General features: G+C 72.5%; 9 protein-coding genes. 1 reads left to right on the plus strand and 8 read right to left on the minus strand.

The window, feature by feature from the left end; translation table 11 throughout:
- Positions 1-38 precede the first annotated feature (38 nt).
- The 4 genes from WME89_RS51750 to WME89_RS51765 form a co-directional block, all read right to left on the minus strand.
- Positions 39-6,740, minus strand: coding sequence for an RHS repeat-associated core domain-containing protein (locus tag WME89_RS51750; protein WP_438006873.1), 6,702 nt, complete (start codon positions 6,738-6,740; stop codon positions 39-41).
- A gap of 502 nt (positions 6,741-7,242) precedes the next feature.
- Positions 7,243-8,325, minus strand: a complete 1,083-nt coding sequence (locus WME89_RS51755) for a hypothetical protein (RefSeq protein WP_438006874.1) — start codon at positions 8,323-8,325, stop codon at positions 7,243-7,245.
- Between the two features lie 226 nt (positions 8,326-8,551).
- Positions 8,552-9,580 (minus strand): tetratricopeptide repeat protein, encoded by a 1,029-nt coding sequence (locus WME89_RS51760; RefSeq protein WP_438006875.1) that lies wholly within the window; start codon positions 9,578-9,580, stop codon positions 8,552-8,554.
- On the minus strand, positions 9,577-10,836 hold the full coding sequence (locus tag WME89_RS51765; protein WP_438006876.1) for a hypothetical protein: 1,260 nt from the start codon (positions 10,834-10,836) through the stop codon (positions 9,577-9,579). The genes WME89_RS51760 and WME89_RS51765 overlap by 4 nt, the downstream gene beginning before the upstream one ends.
- 198 nt (positions 10,837-11,034) lie before the next feature.
- Between WME89_RS51765 and WME89_RS51770 the strand changes: the two genes are divergently transcribed.
- On the plus strand, positions 11,035-11,703 hold the full coding sequence (locus WME89_RS51770; protein ID WP_438006877.1) for a hypothetical protein: 669 nt from the start codon (positions 11,035-11,037) through the stop codon (positions 11,701-11,703).
- A 164-nt stretch (positions 11,704-11,867) separates the two neighbouring features.
- Here WME89_RS51770 and WME89_RS51775 read toward each other — a convergent pair whose 3' ends face one another.
- From WME89_RS51775 to WME89_RS51790, 4 genes are all read right to left on the minus strand, one after another.
- On the minus strand, positions 11,868-12,719 hold the full coding sequence (locus WME89_RS51775) for a DUF4142 domain-containing protein (protein ID WP_438006878.1): 852 nt from the start codon (positions 12,717-12,719) through the stop codon (positions 11,868-11,870).
- A 405-nt stretch (positions 12,720-13,124) separates the two neighbouring features.
- Complete coding sequence (locus WME89_RS51780; protein WP_438006879.1) at positions 13,125-13,940, minus strand: methyltransferase domain-containing protein; 816 nt, start codon at positions 13,938-13,940, stop codon at positions 13,125-13,127.
- A 378-nt stretch (positions 13,941-14,318) separates the two neighbouring features.
- Positions 14,319-15,062: a type 1 glutamine amidotransferase domain-containing protein gene (locus tag WME89_RS51785; RefSeq protein ID WP_438006880.1), complete on the minus strand. Its 744-nt coding sequence runs from the start codon at positions 15,060-15,062 to the stop codon at positions 14,319-14,321.
- A gap of 220 nt (positions 15,063-15,282) precedes the next feature.
- Positions 15,283-16,281 carry an SDR family oxidoreductase gene (locus tag WME89_RS51790; protein WP_438006881.1) on the minus strand — a complete coding sequence of 333 codons (999 nt, stop codon included), beginning with the start codon at positions 16,279-16,281 and terminating at the stop codon, positions 15,283-15,285.
- Positions 16,282-16,659: the final 378 nt, after the last annotated feature.

Here is a 16,659-nt window from a genome sequence, read left to right on the forward strand (position 1 = left end):
GGTTATTTGGGCCACTATGTCAACTAGCTTCATTGGTTTCATTTTTCTCCCCAGATGAACCAGCCGCCACGACCATTTGGGTGAAGCACGTTCCAGTGTGGGCTTCCTGCCGTGTGCTGGGAACGAGGAACAAGACGCATCACCCCCGGTTCCAACTCGTGATGCCACGTCCACCCAGCTGGCGGCATTCTAGGCGCAACTCCGGTTGCGGTGCGCTCCAAGTTGATCTCGAGGCTACGCGCCCGTGCGGCAAACTCAGGGCTGGTCTCCATGATGCGCAGTAGCTGCTCGTTTGCTTCTTGGAAGTGCCTCGCTCGAGAGACGCCCGGGTATGACGTCGGCGACAGCCTCGCCTCAAAGGCTGTCGAATATGCCGTTGGTGCTCCCCTTACGGCACCCACCGCCGCCGCCGACTCCTCCGCGAGCGCCCCCAGCCCTTTCCCCATCCCGAAGACGGTGGCCGCCGCGAGGATCATCGACTTGGTCCCCGCCGCGCCCGCTTCCCGGTAATCCCCTCTGTCGATCGCGAGCGCCGTGTCCGCGCCGCCTCGCCCGATGTGGTAGAGCGGGTTCACGGCGTTCAACGCGCCGAGGACCCCACCCTCCTCGTATCCCTCCAGGATCGCGCCGCCGAGCTCGTAACCGCTGTAGATCCCGAACGTCAGCGCGTTGAGCACCAGCGTCCGCGCGATGCCCACCCCGACGTCGCGCGTGCCCTCGGCGGCGCCCAGCAAGGTCTGCCCGACGACGGTACCCGGGCCGCCTGCGCCGGCGTGCTCCGGCGAGACGGTCACCGGCTGCGGCACATACCCCGACGCGGTTCCGGTCGTTCCCACGTCGACAGGCGCCGTCGTCGCTCCGACCTCCGCGGCTTCGGCCTCGCGCGTGCGCCACGGGGGCGGAGGCCCTCTGACAGTGACCTGAAGGTGGTTCGGGGATGGAGTGACTCCGTCGTCCTCGAGCAACCCTGGGGCTTGCGACCCTCCAGGCCCTTCGGGCTCTGCCTGAAACCCGCTCGGATCCACGTGGTTGAGCGGACTGTTGCGCACGTAGCTGTACGGGTTCCAGCTCTGGCCCGAGAGCGGCGCTTGCACGAGCGGATCGGTCGTCAAGAACCGCCCGATCCTGGGGTCGTACATCCTGCCCCGCATGTTCACGAGCCCGAGCTCCTCGTCGCCCTCGTGCCCGGTGAACCCGCGCGTCGTCCCGCTGGAGAACGACGCCGGCACAGGCTGCCCCCACACGGAGTTCCTGCGCTGGCCGAAGGGATCGTAGCTCCGCCGCTCGGTCACATCGCCGTCCTCGCCGGTGAGCGCGTCGATCGAGCCGAGGTGGTCGACGTGCACGTAGCGCGTGCCTGGCTCGGCGCCTCCGCGGGTCACGACGGCCACCACCCGCTCCGGCGAGTGGACGTTGTAGCGATGCTCCACCGTTCCCGTCGCCAACTCGGTGACCCGCTCGTAGAGGTCGCCGAAGTAGAGCGTCTCCTCGTCCGGCGTGGTCTTGCGGATCCGCTGCTGGTCGCCGTCGTAGGCGAACGAGACGGTGCTCGCACCCCGCGTGATCGTCGCCGGCAGGTCGAACGGCGTGTAGCTCACCGTCACGCCGCCCGGACGCGCGATCTGGTTGCCGACCGCGTCGTAGCCGAAGCTTTCGGCGCCCGCGCCGGTGACGGCGTGCGGATGCAGCGGGTCGTCGTACGAGAGCGTGCCGGCGTCCGACGTGAAGGTGAGATTGCCGTTCGGGTCGTGGTCGTAGCGGAGCGCGCACGGCGCCGTCGCGCTCTCGACGTCGCTGAAGTACGCGCACGTCAGCCGCTCGAGCGGGTCGTAGCGGAAGCGCTCGCTCCGGTGCTGCGGCTGCAGCGCATCGGTGCGGCGCGTGAGGCTGAGCCGCGCGTCGTAGCCGTAGTCCAGGTCCTGCACCACCGCCGCGCCGCTCCGGGTGACGACGCTCTTCAGCCGCTGCTTGTCCGGGTAGTAGCCGCGCTCGGTGACGACGTCGCTTCCGAACCTCTCCTCGCGGAAGCGGCCCGCGCTGTCCACGTCCGTCAAGCGCCAGTACGGCGCTCGGGTGGCGCTGTCGCGCACGGCGAGCACGTGGCCGTGCGCGTCGCGGTCGTGGGCCACCACGAACGGCGCCGCGCCGGCGGGCGTGGGGTAGGTGATCGTCTCGACACGGCCGAGCTCGTCGTAGTCGAGCCTGCTCGCCAGCGCCGCGCGCTCACCGTCGATGCGGAGCGTCACCGTCTCGAGCTTGCCGCGCTCGGTGTAGCCGTACGTCTTCTCCGCGTCGGGGCTCTCCAGCACGTGGAGCTTGCCGAGCCCGTGCGCCGCGGTGTCCCATGTCCACGTGGTCGTCAGCCGCTCGGCGCCGTCCTCGTCCACGCGCGAGGTGGTGCGCCCGAGGTCGTCGTAGGCGATCTTCATCACCCGTCCGAGCGCGTCGGTCGACGAGACGAGCTCCCCGAAGCCATCGTTGGTGAAGACCGTCGTGCCCCGATCGGGATGGTCGAGCTGCCGCACGCGCCCGAACGCGTCGCGCCTCGTCCGCGTGACCGCGCCGCCCGGATCGGTGACCGTGTACAGCGCGCCGAACGGGCCATGCTTGTAGCGCGTGACCCCCATCGCCGCGTCGGTGACCGTCACCGGTCGTCCCAGCGGGTCGTGCTCGATTACGGTCACGTGACCCAGCGCATCGGTGACCTCGACGCGCAGGCCATCGTGGCCGGTCTCCACGACCGCACCCCACGGCGTCGTGTGCCGCACCTCGCGCCCTACCGCGTCGTGCTCGTAGACGTCGGCCCGGAGGTCGTCTTCCGGCGTGCCCTCGCTCACCGGCACCGAGCGCCGCGCGATGTGCTCGCCGCGCGTGTCGTACGCGATCTCTTGCATCAAGCGCCGCGGCTCGACCGTGGCGCCTTCCACGGAGGGCCCGTACCAGAACCACCGGATCGGCCGGCCGAGGCTGTCGTATTCGACCGTATCGTCGGCGCCGCCGGTCGTCGTGGTCCGCTGCACCACGCGCCAGGCGTCCCGGTCCGGGCCGCCGTCCCTGGTGCGCGACAGCGCGATCGCCGTCTGCGTCCCGTCGGGCCGGAGCTCGAGCCCGAGCCGGCCGAAGCCGTCGTGCCTCCACTCGGTCACGAGCCCGCTCGGATCGACCTGCTTGAGGAGCACGCCGAGCCCGTCGTCGAACGTGACGCCCGTGGTGTGGCCGGCCGGATTGACGTGCGTCTCGGGGAAGATCCCCTCGGGGTCGTACGTCGTGCTCCACGACCGGTGGTGGCCGAACGCGTCGTCCGCCGTCACCCCCGTGACGTTCCCGAAGTCGTCCCGCGCGACCACCACATCGAGCTCCGTGTCCGGGATCCCGTCGGCGCTGTCGAGCGCCTCGGTCTCGATCTCGCCATGGACCGTCGTCGTGCGCGTGAGCAGGCGGCACTGCGAGAGCCCCGCGGCCGTGCTGCACTCCTCCTCGGTCTTGATCTGGCCGAGGATCCACCGCTCGGTGTCGTTCTTGAAGGTGCGCGTGACGTCGAGCGTCAGGTCCACGCCGCGGGTCGAGACCTCCTCGGCGCGCACGTTACCGAACGCATCGAAGTCCGTCACCTTCGCCACCGTGTCGCGCAGGATCGTCGCCTCGCCGCCGCGCTCGCCGCCCGACGCGACCTGCGCGACGTACGCCTCCACCGTGGTCGCCTCGCCGCCCGCTGGCGGATACACCCCCTGCGCCCGCCGGATCCGGCGCTCGGTCGGGAGCGTGAAGTAGCTCGCACCGTCGCTCGTCGGAACCACCGCCCGCGTCACATCGAGGAATGAGAGCTCGATCTGGTCCGGCCTGGGCTGGCCCGGCAGCCCCGGAGCCCAGCGCCACTGCTGCGCCACGTGCCCCGCGAACGGGAAGACCTCGAGCTCGCCGTCGTACGTGACGTTGTCGTGGCGCTCGGCCGTCCCGGCGCGGGTGTCGAGATCCAGGATGACGCGCTCCCCGAAGCCGAGAAACCCCCGCCCGAGCCGGTGGTAGCGCCCGTCGCGGTAGCGGACCTCGAAGCGCCGTGGCCGGTCCGCGCCGTTGTTGAGGGCGTAGGCGCTGACGACCCGCCGGGGCCCCACCGCGCAGCGGCGCGGGTAAGCGCAGCCGTTCGCCGCGTCGTCACGAGAGAGGTAGAGCATGCTCTCCCGCTCCGGCGCTCCGGCGGCGATGTCGTTCGTGATCGCGCCGTCGGTCAGGTGGTCGTAGGAGACGCTCACGTTCGGCACGAAGCCCGCATCGCTCGGCTCGTGCGCGTTCATCCCGTCGGAGACGGCGACGAGGAGATCCCGATCGGCCGCGAGGTTCTGGAAGATCGTGAACACGCCGCCGATCGGCAAGACCACGTCCTGGGCCCCGTCGCCGTTGAGATCCCCGATCCGTGGCCCGTGCGGCTCGGCGAGCGTGACGGCCTCGCCGACCGCGGCCTCGAACGGGATCTCCGGATCGACGAGCGCGAACGTCGGCCCGTCGCGCGCGCCCGTCGCCTGCAGGACGGCCCAGGAGGGCAGCGAGAGGGATGAGCCCGGCAGCGTGCCCGGCGGCACCGGCATCAACAGGTCCTGAAGCCCGTCGCCGTCGTAGTCCAGCGGTGTGGCGAGCCGGAAGAACGTGTCCTGATCGCCGAGGCCCACCGGGCCGAGGCTGTCGACCGCCGGCGCGTCGAAGGTCGCCCCCGTGTTGAGGTGCGTGCGGAGCCCGCGATGGCTGAAGCCGGATTGCACGGCGTCGGGCAGGCCATCGCCGTTGACGTCGAGGAACACGGTGCGGCCGCCGGGAGCGGGCTGGGGGAGCCCGGTTTCGAACACCTCCCAGCTCCCGTCGCGCCGGCGGGTGAGCGCGGCGTAGGTCGACGCAGGGAGCATCGTGCCATCGCTGAACGTCAGCACGGTCGCCACGACGAGATCGACCTTGCCGTCGGCGTTGAGGTCGAGCGTCTGGATCTCCATCTCGCAGGGAAACCCGTTGAGGGGCTCGAGCGACTCCGCTTCCTGGTCAAATCCCGCCGGCGTCCCGTCGCGCTCGGGCCTCCAGCGGTGGACGACCCACGTTGCCTCGAGCGGGTTCAGGGTCAGCGTGCGGCTGTGATCGTCGCACTGGATCAGGTCGGGCACGCCGTCGCCGTCGACGTCGGCGAGGTGCATGGCGCCCTCGGGCATGCTCAACCCAGGCGGTGGGACGCGGAGCGGGAACGGCCGGCGGATGCGGGTGTCGTGGACCTCGAAGGTTCGATCGGGCCGGGCGAGCAGCACAAGCCAGGTGTCGCTGGCGTCATGGACGTCGTGGAGCAAGACGTCCATCCGGCCATCCTGGTCGTAATCCAAGGCCGTCCCGAGCTCCGGCTGAAGGACCGTCGGATCGGCGGGCTCGGGCGGATCGGCGACCACCGGCCAGTCCTCGAACAGCGCCAGGGTCGCAGGCGCGAGGTGAGCCTCCGACCCGCTCGACCCTTGATTGCGCGCGACGAGCCAGCTCGTCACGGGATTCCGAGGCGTGCTGAGCGCCGGGTGCGTGTCCGGCAGCACGAGGTCGTCGAGCCCGTCGCCATCGATATCGAAGAGCATCGGGCTGGCCCGCCTGGAGGTGGGCCTGGCGACGTCCGTCGCAATCCTCTGAAAGCCCGCCTCACCGCGGCTGTACTGAAACCGCGTGGGCGGCTTGCACACGCCGTCCGCCGCGCACTCCTCGACCGCGGTCAGGAGCGTCCGCCGCGTCGACTCGCTGACCTCGTACGTGAACCCGTAGCGCCGCACCAGCGCATCGTCCGCGCCGAGCATCTGGATCTCGTCGAGGCGCAGCGCGCTCTGGAGCGCCATGCCGCCCGCGTAGTGCGTCCGGACCTCGGCCGGCTCCTTCGTCGCGTACACGAACCGCACCGCGCGCGAGGGCTCGAGCGCCGGCTCTCCCTCGAAGCTCGTGTACCGGATCTGGTCGAGCGCGTACTCCGCCGTGAAGCCCTCCTCGGCCCCGGCGAAGCAGTACTCGTAGGTCATGGCGTTGCCGCGGCCGTCTCGCGTCCTGGTCGCGAGCCACGCGCGCGGGGCGCCGCCGGGCGCGAGCGGCTTGCCGCTGTCGCCGCGCCCGTACTCGATGACGAGCCCGGACGGCATCATCGCCTCGAAGGAGAGCGCCTCCGCGGGCGCACCCCGCTCCGGAGCGTGATACCCGATCACCTTGACCATCGTGTCGGGGATTGTCCTGTACTCGATGGTCCCCGGCGCTCGGCTCACCGCGACAAGCCGTTTGCCGTCGAGGCACAGCCCGTCGTCCCCGTCGTAAGCCACGCCCCGGATCTCCCCGTCCTGCGCGAGATTCTTTGGACACCGCGTGATCGCGGACAGCCCGGCGACGGAGAACCCCGCCCCGAGGACGCCTTCGCCCGCGGCGCTGTCGTAGTGAAGCGCGAGCCGCGGCGCCACGCCCGCGCGCCCAGGGACGGAGACGAGCGGCAACTCGTAGACCGCCTCTCCCGTGCTCGTGACAGCGAAGGTCCCCGGGATCGCGCCGACAGCGACGGTCTTCACCACCGGTACGCCGCGGGCCACCGGCGGGTCGCTCGCATCTCGCGTCCGACAGGCGATGGTGCGGTGAGGACGAATCGGCGGGAGCTCGGGTGTGCATGAGCACCCCGCCTGCGCCAGCACGCACAGCATGAACATCGCCAGCGGGATCAGCGCCCGCGCAACACCTCGCAAAAACGGCGCCATCGCGGCCTCCCTCGCGTGAATGAACGCACGGGTCGGCGACTCGCGTCAACGCTGGTCGGGCACGCGCAGGGCTGAGTGGATGCGGCTGTCCTGGGATGGAATGTCTCGATCATCTCATCAAGGCCAGCGACACCCGACGGCGGACGGTGCGACATCACCGAACGCTGTCCGTCTCTTCCTGAACGAGCAACGGTCTCCCGGGTTCATCGGCCAACGGCCAGCCGTCGGCAAGAAAGCACGTCATGGGGCTCCGTCGGAGCGAGAGACGATCGCGGTGAGCACCGTCGTGGAGCGCAGGCGAGGTGGAGATCCTGCAGGCCGTGGAGGCGCCGGAGGACGAAGAAGCGTGCATCGCCGCAGGTGCGGGACATGCGAGCGCGGAGCGGCGAATCGGTGTAAGTAGGCGTCCGGACGGCTCACCCCGCGGCAGCGGCATGCGACGCGGTGCGTCGACCCGCTGGAGCGATATGCGGATCCAGAGATGAACCTCTCGGACGCCAGCCTACGCGGGCCTCAGGATCTGGCGGATGGACTCGACGTCGGTGACCCGCTGCAGCACCGGCTGGAGGCCGGTACCCGGGGCCTCGCCGAAGGCGCCGCTCGCGGCGACCGCGCGGGCGCGGGGGCCGTCGAGCACGAGGAACACGTCCCTGAGGCCGCCGGCCCCCGGCGCGTCGATCACGTCGACGATGCGCGAGCGATCGAGGTGCAGCTCCTCGTCGCCGCGCTGGATGAGCACGCGCCGGTCGGTGATGAGGTACCGCGTGCGCGCCGCGAGCCGCGCGGGGCGCACCACGGACACGTAGAGCATCGCCGCGCCCGCGGCGACGAGCAGCACGATCGTGAGCGACAGCGAGGCGACGAGCGCCACGAAGGACACGCTCTCCGGATCCAGGCCCGCCGCGGTCACGATGCGGATGCTCCGCACCGCGTGCACCGCCGTGACCACCGCGAAGGCGCCGAGGAGCACGCCGAGCAGCACGGAGCCGATGGCGCGCAGGCCGCTCGGGAGCCACTTGTGCCAGCCGTCGGCCGGGTGCGCCGACCAGAGCACGCGCTCGCCCTCGTCGAGGCGCTGCGAGAGCAGCCGGTGGCCGTCGCCCGCGGGCGCCGACGGGACGACGCCCCGCAGGATGGCCCACACGCGATCCGGGGCGACGACGCCGTTCAGCATGATCGACAGCCGCCGCCGGAGGGCGCCGGTCGGGACCGCGCGCACGAGCTCGAGGTCGCCGACGCCGGGGTGCTTCGGGTGCCAGTGGATGCGCGCATAGCTGATCGACCGCCGCTCGATCGAGCGCCGGAGCTTCCCGCGCTGCACCACGATGTGCTTGTCGGTGAGCATGTACTCGAGCTCCGAGCGCCACCAGCGGGGCAGGTAGCTGAACGCCACCGCGAGGCTCGCCATCCAGGCCGCGAAGGCGAGCAGCTGGGTCGGCGACGCGCCCAGGGCCTTGCTCACGACGATGGCCGACGCGGTGCTGATCGCGGAGGTCACGCCGCAGACCGTCGCGCCCACGACGTAGAGGAGGGGCGTCGCGACGACCTTGGGACGTCCGGACCAGAGCACGGTCTCATTGAACACCGAGTCGCGCATCTCGACGGATCTCCGTTCGGGGTGAGCTGTCCGTCGCCGCCCCCGCGCGCGAGAGCGACCACGATAGGTAAGGTGAACCCGCCGGGCTGGGTCGTAAAGGGCGTCCTCGCCGTGGCGCGGCGTGGGATCGGAGCGCACCGGAAGGAGATCCGGGCGCAACCTGATGCGAGGTGGGATAGCCCGCCGCGCGTGGCGGTCGGCGGGTGGGATGGGCTCAGCGCCGCTGCGGCGCCGAGGGAGCGGGCTTTCGCAGGCGCTTCAGGGTCTGGTCCCGCTCCCTCTCGCACTGCGCGCGCCGCGCCCTTGCCAGCGGCAGCCAGTGGTCGTTCGCGGGGGCGCGCGCGATGTACGACTCCCACGCGGCCACGGCCTGCAGATACGCCTCCGCGCGCGCGGCGCCGAGCTCGGCGCTCCGCGCCGCGGCCCAGTACCCGAGCGCGGCGTACCAGGCCTCGTCGTGGGCGGGCACGTAGAACCAGCCCTCTCCGGTGATCTGCTGGTCGCTGCGGTCGTAGGTCCTCGCGAGCTGGATGTGCGCGAACGCGCCCTCCGGGTCGCCTGACCGGTCGAGCGCCACCGCGAGCCCCCAGAGCGTCGTCACGCCGTAGCGGAACATGTCGAGCGACCCGAGCGTCGCCAGCGCGCTCCGGTACCCCTCGACCGCGGCGGTGATGTCGCCGAGCGCCATGTACGCCTCGGCCTGGTTGGCCAGCAGCAGCGCCCGCGAGGCCGCGTGGGGCTCGAGCGCGAGCGCCTCGTCGTACGCCTTGATCTCGTCGGTGTACCTGCCGAGCCGCGCGTAGCAGACCGCGAGCGCGTGCCACGCGTCGGCCCGGGAAGGCGGCGGCGGATGGAGGCGCAGGAGCCCCTCGAGCGACGCCGCGGCGCCCTGCACGTCGCCGAGGTGCTCCAGGATGTCGGCGTAGCGGAGCCGCACCGCGGGCTCGCGCGAGGTCGCCGCGCCGGCGCGCTCGTACAGCGTGCGCGCCTCGCGCAGCCAGAGCGGGCCGATCTCCTCGACCCGCTCGAGGAGCGGCGTGCGCCGGAGCCGCTCGTACCGGACGAGGAGCCCGTCCGCCTGGGAGATGAGCGCCGCGCGCTCGTCGGCCGCGGGATCCAGCGCGCGGGACCAGACGGTCGGCGTCGCGGCGGCGGGGCTGGGGGCGCGCGTCGCCGCGAGCGCCAGCGCGAGGAGCGCCGCGGCGCCGTGAGCCGGCGAGCGCCGACGCGCTCGCCGGCTCACGGCGCCCCTCCTGCGCCCGGTCCGGGCGCGGGCGACGCGGCGCGCGAACGCGGGGCGCCCGCGGCCGGCGCCGCCGCGGCGGCGCGCGCGGGCCGCGGTCCTCCGCCAGCGCCCCTGCGGAGCGCGTCGAGGCGCGCGCGTGCCGGCGCGGCCCACGGGCCCTGGCCGCCGGCGCCCGCCAGGTACGCCTCCCAGCGCGCGATCGCCGCCGCCGCCGTGGTCCGCTCCAGCGCGAGCGCCTCCAGGGCGAGCCGGTCCTCCGGGACCGCGAGGTAGTCGACGGTGCGCAGGCGCGCCGCCGCGCTGGCGAGGTGGTCGGCGGCGTGCTCGCGCGCGGCCGCTCCGGCGTGCTGGTCGGCGGCCCGGGCGCGCGCCGCGGCCGCCTCGGCGCGCGTGCGCGCGGCCTCCGGCGCGGCCCCGGCCGCCTCGCCCTCGAGCGCGGCGTCGGCCTGCGCCTTGTCGCCGGCGCGGTCCAGCGCGAGCGCGAGCGAGAGCGTGACGTCGCGGGCGAGCTGCGTCTGCGTGCGCTGGCGCGCCTCGCGCAGGTAGGCGATCGCCTCGTCGAGGTCGGCGCGTGCGCCCGCTGCGGCCGTCGGCGCGCCCGCTGCGGCCGTCGGCGCGCCCGCTGCGGCCGTCGGCGCGCCCGCTGCGGCCGTCGGCGCGCCCGCTGCGGCCGTCGGCGCGCCCGCTGCGGCCATCGACAGGTGCGCTGCCTCGAGCAGCACGAGCGCGCGGTGATCCGCGGTGCCGAGCAGGTCGATCCGCGGCACGAGCGCGCGGTACATCGCGATCGCCTCGTCGCGCTTGCCGGTGCGGGCGAGCGACCGGGCGAGGTCGTGCAATGTGTGTGGATCCTCGACGCTGCGGGGGTCGATGCGCCGCGCCCGGTCGAACGCGCGCGCGGCGTCCTCGGCCGAGCCGAGCGCGAGGGCGGCACGCGCGAGCAGGACCTGCGGCGCGGCGTGCCCCGGGAGGATCTGGTCGGCGACGCGCGCCGACTCGCGCGCCGCCTCGGGGTTGTCGCCGAGCTGCGCCTGGCCGCGCGCGAGGAGATCGCAGTAGCGCGGCAGCTCCGGCGCGCGCGCGCGCTCCCAGATCGACGGCCCTCGGGCAATGGCCCGGCTGGAGCGCGCCGAGCACTCCGGCGGCCGACCCGCTGCGGCGGCGGCGGCGACCAGATCGCCGCTGCTCTGTCCGCCGTGCGCGGTGAGCGGGAGAGCGAGCAGGGCCGGGAGCAGCAGCGAGCCGAGGTGCACGGGGCGAGTGTACCAGCGCCGCGCTCCGGAGGCTCACGCCCGGCCGACGACGCCGCGCTGCGATCCGGTTGATCGCGCGGGCGATGCTCCGTTATGGTGCCCGAGGTGACAGCGCCGACGGGGGGCGTTCGCGGGGTCGTGTTTCGCCGGGACTCCCGCAGCCTTGGAGCCACGTGAGGCCAGAGGAGGATCGACATCATGGGCGAGGTGATTCGCAAGGATGCGCCAGCGGACGACATCATCGGTGACGTGCGCGCGACGCTCCACAGCGCTTCTGCGAAGGGCGGGTCCCTCCGGGAGCTCGCCGAGCAGCGGCTCGTGCCCGTGCTGACGCTCTTCGACGGGGTGGAGGCCCAGCGCAACGCCGCGCGGTCCGAGGCGGAGCCGCTGCTCGCCAAGGTCGAGGCCGAGTCCGCGCGCGCCGACGACGCGCTCGGCAAGGTGGCCGACGACGTCTGGAACGCCGTCGGGCGCCCCCCCGCAGATCCGGCGCTGTCGATCCTGTTCCCCGGCGGCGTGGCCTATTTCGCCGACCACGAGGACGGCGACATCACGGGGCAGCCCGATCGGCTGGAGGTGCTCGCGCAGCTGCTCGGCTCGGGGATCCACCCGAAGCTCAGCCTCGACAAGGCGCAGGCGGCGGCGGCCGAGGTGAAATCGGCCGCCGCGGCGCTGCGCTCGACGGTCGAGGCGACCCGGCTCCCGCTCGAGCGGCTGAGCGTGCTCGATCGCATTCGCGCGGCGGTGGCGAAGAGCGCGCACATCGAGCTCGTGCACCTGAAGCGCCTCTACAAGGCGGCTGGCTTCGGCGAGGCGGAGATCCACGGCGTCATCCCGGATCGCGGCCGCGCGCGGCGCCGGCTGTAGCGCGCCGCGCCGCCTCCGCTCGGCGTCACGCCAGCCGCCCCTGCTCCTGCCGACGCCGCGGCTGCCCCCGCTCACGCGGCGGGAGCGCCGCGGCGCCCGCGCTCCATCGAGGGCAGGCGCCGCGGCGCGGGCGAGCGCGGGGCCCGCTCCCTACCTGGCCAGGCTCACGGGCGACGGCTCCCGAAGGGCGCGCGCGGGTCGCTCGCGCCGGGGCCGAAGGACGCGCTGCGCCCGGGATACCCGAAGTAGGGCGGGCGAGCGGGCGAGTAAGGCCCGTTCGGCCCGGAGTAGCCCGCGCCGTAGGGCGAGCTCGGGCCGTAGTAGGGCGAGCTCCCGCCGTAGTAGGGCGGGCGAGGGCCGTAATACGGCGTGGCCGGCGGATAGCCACCCTCCGGGACGAACGGGCTGCCGATGAGCGCTGGGAGCGAGTTGGCGAACGCGAGGTGCCGCGACGTGGCGGTCCGGACCTCCGAAATGAGGTGACTGACCCCCGGCCGCGGCTCTGGCCCGACAACCGCGATCTGCTCCTGGAGATGGCCGAGGATCTCCCGGTGCCGGTAGATCTGAACCTCGACGTACGTCCAGTCGAACGTGGGCCCCGTGAGCCCCTTGAGGAGCTGCAGGTCGGCCGCGCTCTGCTCGATCAGCGCCAGGCTGGTCTGGTTGTCCAGCGGCTGCTCGCCTGTCTGTCCGAGCGTGGCCAGGAGCTGCTGGCTCGCGAGCACGTGGTAGTCGAGCAGCTCCTGGGCGAACTCGAGGACGTGCGGGTCTGTCGCGCGAGCCAGGGCCAGCTGCGACTCCTGGATCTCGGCCGTGTGAAAGGCGGCGAGCACCGCGGCGAGCTCGGGGCTCGAGAGCGTGAAGGCCTGCGCGGCGGAGTCGACCGCCTCTCCCGAGGAGTCCTCGTCCGCTGCCGCGAGAACACCGTCTTCCGCCGTGACGGAGCAGGCGCTGGCTCCCGCGAGCGCCAGGGCTGCGATCCATGCAAAACGAAGAGAATCGATTCGAATGCTCATAACTCCCCCATGTCAATGACGGAAGCGGGTCCGGCGCTGAAGCGCTTGGCGGTGATGCCTGGCCCGCCCCGTCATGTATCTTGAACCGGCGCCGTGAGACGCAAGCTCCGATTTCATCGATCGGAGAATGCTCACCAGCGCACAGGATCGGTTGAATCCTCGGCGCCGCGCGACGGACCAGCGCGCAGGTGCCACATCCTGACGTCGATGAACGGACGCGCGCCGTCCCGGCGGCGGCGCCGGCGCGCTCAGGGGAGGGCCGGCAGGGGCCAGGCCGCCGCGCGCCAGGAGGGCTGGCGTGCTGCCGTGTGGGCGCGCGACGGAGGCGGCAGGAAGGACATCATCGCTTTGCTGGAGGACGTGCCCGAAGCGGGGAATCGCGCTCCCGGCGGCCCGGGCGCAGCGTCAGTCTGCGGCCCTGGCCGGCTTGCGGGCCACGACGCCGACGGTGCCGTAGTAGATCCCCCACGCCGCCGGATCGGACGCAAACCGGGCATAGCCGGCGAGATCTTCTTCGCTGATCCGCCCCGTCTCGAGGTACCTGTCCTGGAGCAGAGCGGCCGAGAGGCTCATGATCTCGGAGAGCGGGTGGCCGCCCGGGCACAGCGGCACCTCGTTCTCGACTGCCTCGATGGCGAGGCCGCGCGACGTCAGGATCGCGGGCAGGCGCAAGCCCAGCCCCGGGTCCTTGCCGCCGGCCTCGTACATCGCGAGGATCGACTGGTTGACCCGGTCGAAGGCGTCGATATCCGCGCCGGATGCGCCCCTCGCCGCGGTGAAGTCGGGCTCCTCGAGGACGAGGCGACCGCCGGGCTTCAGCGCCGCCAGCATGGCGTCGAGGATCACCTGGAAGTCCGCGTTGTGGACGAGCACGTAGCGCGCGTGCACCAGGTCGAACCGGGCAGCGTGGAAGTTGAGCTGGCGTATATCGCCCTCGATGATCCGGACGCCGGGCAGCCGCGCCGTGTCCAGGAACCCGACGTCGAGGTCGACCGCGAGCACCTCGCCCTCGTGGCCCACGCGCTCTGCCATCCAGGCGGCGATCGACCCGGCGCCGGCCCCCACTTCGAGGCAGCTCCAGCCGGGGCCCATCCCGGCCGCCTTGAGGAGGCGCCGGGTCCCGGGGTCGAAGAAGCTCTCGATCCGCTGCAGGCGCTCGAGCTCTCGCGCACGTTCCGAACCAGCAAACACGTAGCTGCTCTCGGCCATAGGGATGGCCATGGTAATCCACTCCGTGGACGGAGAGGCGGAACTTCTCCGTGCGGCGCTTGCCTGGGCTCTTTCCCGTCGCGTCGATCCGTCGAGCGACACTCAGGGTGAGCGGCTCGGCAAAGGTTGGACAGCGGTGTACTTCCGGCGGGACCGTCCAGGCATGGCCTCGAGCGGAAGGCGACGTGCGCGAGGCGGAAGGTGGTCGGCGCGCCGCGTCCGTGCGCATGCTGCACACACGGCGCAGGTGCGGCTGGGGTCGCTCCCGCTCTCGGCCACCGGGAGCTCAGGACATACAGGCCGGAGAGCGTCCGCACGGTCGGCCCGTATCCGTCGGATGTCATGAATGTCGAGCGGGGATTCGCTCGCGTCTCCGCCGAGCAATCCGCCCTAGGCGAGCGCCCGCCGCAGCGCCGCCACCGCCAGCCCGCCCACCGCGAGCGTGGCCACGCCGCTCAGGAGCCGCCGCGCCGTGGAAGGCGCCGGCGCCGGCAGGAACGCCGTCGCGCTGAGCGCCGCCAGCGGCGGCGACGTCCGCGCCGGGGACGACTGGGCGGCGAGCGGCGACGCCGCCGCGTGGATGGGCGTCGTCTCGGTGAACAGATCGAGCATCTCGCGCACGAACGCGGGCAGATCCTGCGGCCCGCGGCTCGAGAGCCAGTTGCCGTCCCGCACCACCTCCTCGTCGCGCCAGACGCCGCCCGCGTGCACGATGTCGTCGCGGATGCCGGGCCAGGAAGCGAGCTGCCTCCCGCTCACGAGCTCCGCCGACGCGAGCACCCACGGGCCGTGGCAGATGGTCGCGATCGGCTTGCGGGCAACGTCGAACGCGCGCACGAACTGGCGCGCCTCCTCGCTCTGCCGGAGCAGATCCGGATTGATGAACCCTCCCGGCACGAGCAGGCCGTCGTACTCGGTCGGATCCGCCTCGCCCAGCGTCCGGTCCACGCGCACCCTGCTGCCAGGCTCGTGGAGGTTCATCCCGCGGATCTTGCCGTGGCGGAGCGAGACGACATCCACCTTCGCGCCCGCGGCGCGGAGCGCCCTCATCGGCACGGTCAGCTCGATCTGCTCGAAGCCGTCCGCCACGAGCGCCGCGATTCGCTTACCTGCAAGCCTCTTTCTTTCCTTCATGCTGCCCTCAACGGTTGGTCGATTGGTATCGTCGAGCTCGTCACGCCGCCTCCCCCTCCTCCGACCCACCCTAGAGCCGGCGCCCCGCTCCGCAACCGAGGCCAGAGCAGATTTCGTGGAGTTCGCGAGCCCAGCCGCGGCGGTCGACGCTGCGAGTGTGTCTTTTTGCGACAGGCGGACCACGGCTTCAGGAAACGGCTTCAGGATGTGGCGTGTGCTGTCACCTCGACGCGAGGAGCCTCGGGCGCAGCCACAGCAGGCCCAGCACGGCTGGCGCGAGGGCAGCCAATGCGACGAGCGCGGCGCGCAGGACCCGCCTCTGCCCGCGCGGCTTCCATCCGCCGCTCGCGTCGGTCCCTTCGGGCAGCGGCACGAACAGGTTGCCATTCGTCGCGTAGGCCGTCCGGTCGTGCTGCAGGTGCAGCCTGTCGACGCTCCGCGCGAGCAGGCGCTCGGCGAGGCCCGGCGCCAGGAAGGAAAGCAACGCGAGCTGTCGGGCCGCGCTGCCCACGAAGACTTCACGCCGGGGTGTTCGTGCAAGACGAACGATGGCGCGCGCCACGCGTTCAGGTGGATAGACAGGAGGCATGGCCCTGGGCGCGCGCCCCGTGTAGTTGCCTGCGTGCTGGAAGAGGGGTGTGTCGATCGTCGCGGGCATGACGGTGGCAATGTGGATATCGCGGGCCCGGAGCACCTCGAGCTCCTGCCGGAGGCTCTGCGTGAGCCCGCGGATCGCGTGCTTCGAGGCGACGTAGGCGCTGACGTAGGGCTCCGAGAGCCTGGACACCATCGAGGTGACGTTGATGAGCACGCCGTTGCCCTGCCGCCGGAACTGGGCCAGCGCGGCGCGGGCGCCGTGGACGTAGCCGAACAGGTTGGTCTCGATGACGCGTCGGAACGGCTCGGAGGGCGTCTGCTCGAACAGACCGAAGAGCGTCACCGCCGCGTTGTTGACCCACACGTCGATGCGGCCGAAGGCCTCGGTGGTGCGCCGCGCGACCTCCAGGACCGCCGCCTCGTTCGTCACGTCCGCGGGCACGACGAGGGCCTTGCCCCCTGCCTGCTCGCACTCGGCGGCGAGCTCGCGCAGCGGCTGCTCGCGCCTGGCCGTCAGCGTCACCGCGGCCCCGCGCCTGGCGAACTCCAGCGCTGTCGCGCGGCCGATGCCGCTCGAAGCGCCCGTGATCACGACCACCGCATTCCGGAACTTTTCACGCATGCCCCACCCCCTCCTTGGCGCCTCTCTGCGCCGCGTGCTGCGCGCCGCGAGCGGACGCGCGGGGCGCGGGGCGCGCGGCGTGCTCCGCGGTCACAGGTGGTCCTGGCTTCATGCAAGCGCCGGGCGAGCCGCGTCGAACCGGCGTGAGGCGCGGGGAGGGTGGTTTGCCGGTCTCGGGGTGGGCCGACTCTCGGGACGGGCCGACTCGCTCGCTCGGCGTCCGGCCGAGCGCCTCGTCGTCGAGGCCTGGGGCTCTGCGGCTGCGGCGCTGGCTCAGGGGGCCTGTCCGCGTGCGGAGAGCGCAGCGGTGCTCGATCGGGCGTGGCCCGATGCGCCGTTCCGGCCTCGTCTCGATCCCGAGGGCTCGTTCCGGCTCCA

The organism is Sorangium sp. So ce321 (assembly GCF_051530195.1).
Classification (GTDB): domain Bacteria; phylum Myxococcota_A; class Polyangia; order Polyangiales; family Polyangiaceae; genus Sorangium.